General features: G+C 71.4%; 3 protein-coding genes. All 3 read right to left on the bottom strand.

The window, feature by feature from the left end; genetic code table 11:
- On the bottom strand, positions 1-547 hold a 547-nt coding region (locus DSP71_RS01100; protein WP_147251150.1), incomplete at its 3' end, for a glycerate kinase.
- The gene (locus tag DSP71_RS01105; protein ID WP_058632968.1) at positions 544-1,608 is read right to left on the bottom strand and encodes a LacI family DNA-binding transcriptional regulator; all 1,065 of its coding nucleotides are present in this window, start codon (positions 1,606-1,608) and stop codon (positions 544-546) included. The genes DSP71_RS01105 and DSP71_RS01100, both read right to left, overlap by 4 nt.
- Positions 1,609-1,684: 76 nt before the next feature.
- Positions 1,685-2,245 (bottom strand): sugar phosphate isomerase/epimerase (locus tag DSP71_RS01110; protein WP_147251151.1); only part of this gene is annotated, 561 nt, incomplete at its 5' end.

The following is a 2,245-nucleotide window of genomic DNA, read 5'->3' on the forward strand; positions in this document are numbered from 1 at the left end:
CGGTGAGATCGACGGACGCGATGTCTGCGAGGCCACGCGCGCCGCGAGCGACCGGAACGCCGGTGGCATCGAGGAACCGCGCGCCGAGGGCCGAGAGCATCCCGGTGCCTCCATCGGTGGACGCGCTGGAGCCGATGCCGACGACGAGGCGTGAGACACCATGATCGATGGCTGCGGCCAGGGCCTGGCCGAGGCCGGTCGTATCCGCATCCCAGGGACGCAGCTCCTGCAGCAGCTCGATGCCCGAGGTCGAGGCGAGGTCGATCACACCTGTGCCGTCGGGGGCGTCGACCGTCGGCGGCAGCAGCAGCCAGAAGGTGTCGACCCGCACCCCGGCAGGCCCGTCGACCGCGAGGGGCATCCGCACCGCGCCTGGCACCGCCGCTTCGAAAGCCGCAACGGTCCCCTCACCACCGTCTGCCATCGGTCGATGCACGAACTCAGCCTCGGGTTCGACCGATGCCCAGCCCTCCGCGAGCGCGACGGCCGCCTCCACCGCGGCGACCGTGCCCTTGAAGCTGTCGGGGGCCAGCACGACCCTGGTCACGAGCCGACCATCGGAGTGCTGGCACGCACGATGACCTCGAGCGGCAACGGGGCCTGCACCCACTCGACGTCGACCGTCGCGCGGAAGGCCTGGTACCCGACGTCGCTCAACGGCACGCGCACCGTCGTCAGTGCCGGGGAGACATCGCTGCTCGCGGGGACATCGTCGAAACCGCAGACCGCGATGTCGGTGCCGATCTCGCGCCCCGCGTCACGGATCGCGGACATCGCCCCGAGCGCCACCACGTCGCTGATCGCGAACACGAGGGTGCCGGCCTCCACTCCGCGGTCGAGGGCCGCCCTCATCCCGGCAGCCCCGGACTCCCGGCGGAAGTCGCCACGATGCACGCTCTCGACGACGCCACCCGCCTGCTCGAAACCCGCGCGGAAGCCGACGAGACGATCATCCGATGTGCGCACCCCGTCCGCCGCGCCGAGAACGATGGCACGGCGGTATCCGCGCTCTGCCATCAGACGACCCAACGCCTCCGCACCGGAGCGGTTGTCGATCTCGATGTGACGCTCTCCCTCGCCGTCTGGTCCGAACGCCACGACGCGGCCGCCCTGCCTCACGAACTCCGCGAGCTCGTGCGCGGTCTCGGCCTCTGTGGCCTCCTGTGTGCGAGAGGCGGCCAGGATCAGGCCTCGGGGCCGCTGCCCGCGCAGGGCGCGCACGATCCGCGCCTCCCGCGCCTGGTCCCTCTCGGTGATCGCGATCGTCACGACCAGCCCCTCCTCGTCCGCTCCCCTGGCGACGCCTGACGCGATCTGTCCGAAATAGGGGTCGGCGATGTCGGCGACGAGCAGGGCGATGACCGGCGACGTGCCCTTCGCGATCGACTGGGCCGAGACGTTGGCGGTGTACCCCAGCTTCCCGGCCGCGGACTCCACCCGTTCCCGGAACGACTCGGCGACCTTCCGCTCGGAGCCGTTCAGCACGCGCGATGCGGTCGCGAGCGAGACCCCCGCCTCGCGTGCGACGTCGTGCAGGGTGGGGGCGGGCCCTCGCACATGACGCGGAGACCGCGCTGGCCGCTCCGCGGACGTTGCGGGCTTGGTCATGACCCAGATCCTACTTGCCACGGTCCCGCCTCAGCATCACCGCGAGGGACGACGCGGCGCCGGCGACCGGACATCCTCACCTCAGGTACGGGGAGACGGCTTCGGCGAACGTCTCGGCAGTCCGCCGTACGACGTGATCCGGAGCGTCCGCCCAGATGTCGGCGTTGAAGATCTCGACCTCGATGTCACGGTCGTATCCGCTCGCGATCACGGCGCGCGTGAGCGAGGCGAAGTCGATCACCCCGTCGCCGGTGTAGTGCCGTGAGAGCAGCACATCGTCCGCGAGGGGCGTCTTCCAGTCGCACACCTGGTACGTGGCGATGCGTCCCTCCCGGCCGGCGCGCGCGATCTGCTCGAGCACCTGCGGATCCCACCAGATGTGGAACGTGTCGACGGCCGCGCCCACCACATCGGGCTCGAAGTCGCCCGCGATGTCGAGCGCCTGACCGAGCGTCGAGACGACGGCGCGATCGGAGGCGTACATCGGGTGCAGCGGCTCGATCGCGAGCGTCACACCCGCCGCCTTCGCCTCGGGGGCCAGCACGCCGATGGCATCGCGCACGCGCTCGCGCGCTCCGATCAGGTCGCGCGATCCCGCGGGCAGCCCCCCGGCGACGAGCACCAGCACGGCGGTGGA

Source organism: Microbacterium sp. H6, from assembly GCF_003314775.1.
Lineage (GTDB): Bacteria > Actinomycetota > Actinomycetes > Actinomycetales > Microbacteriaceae > Microbacterium > Microbacterium oxydans.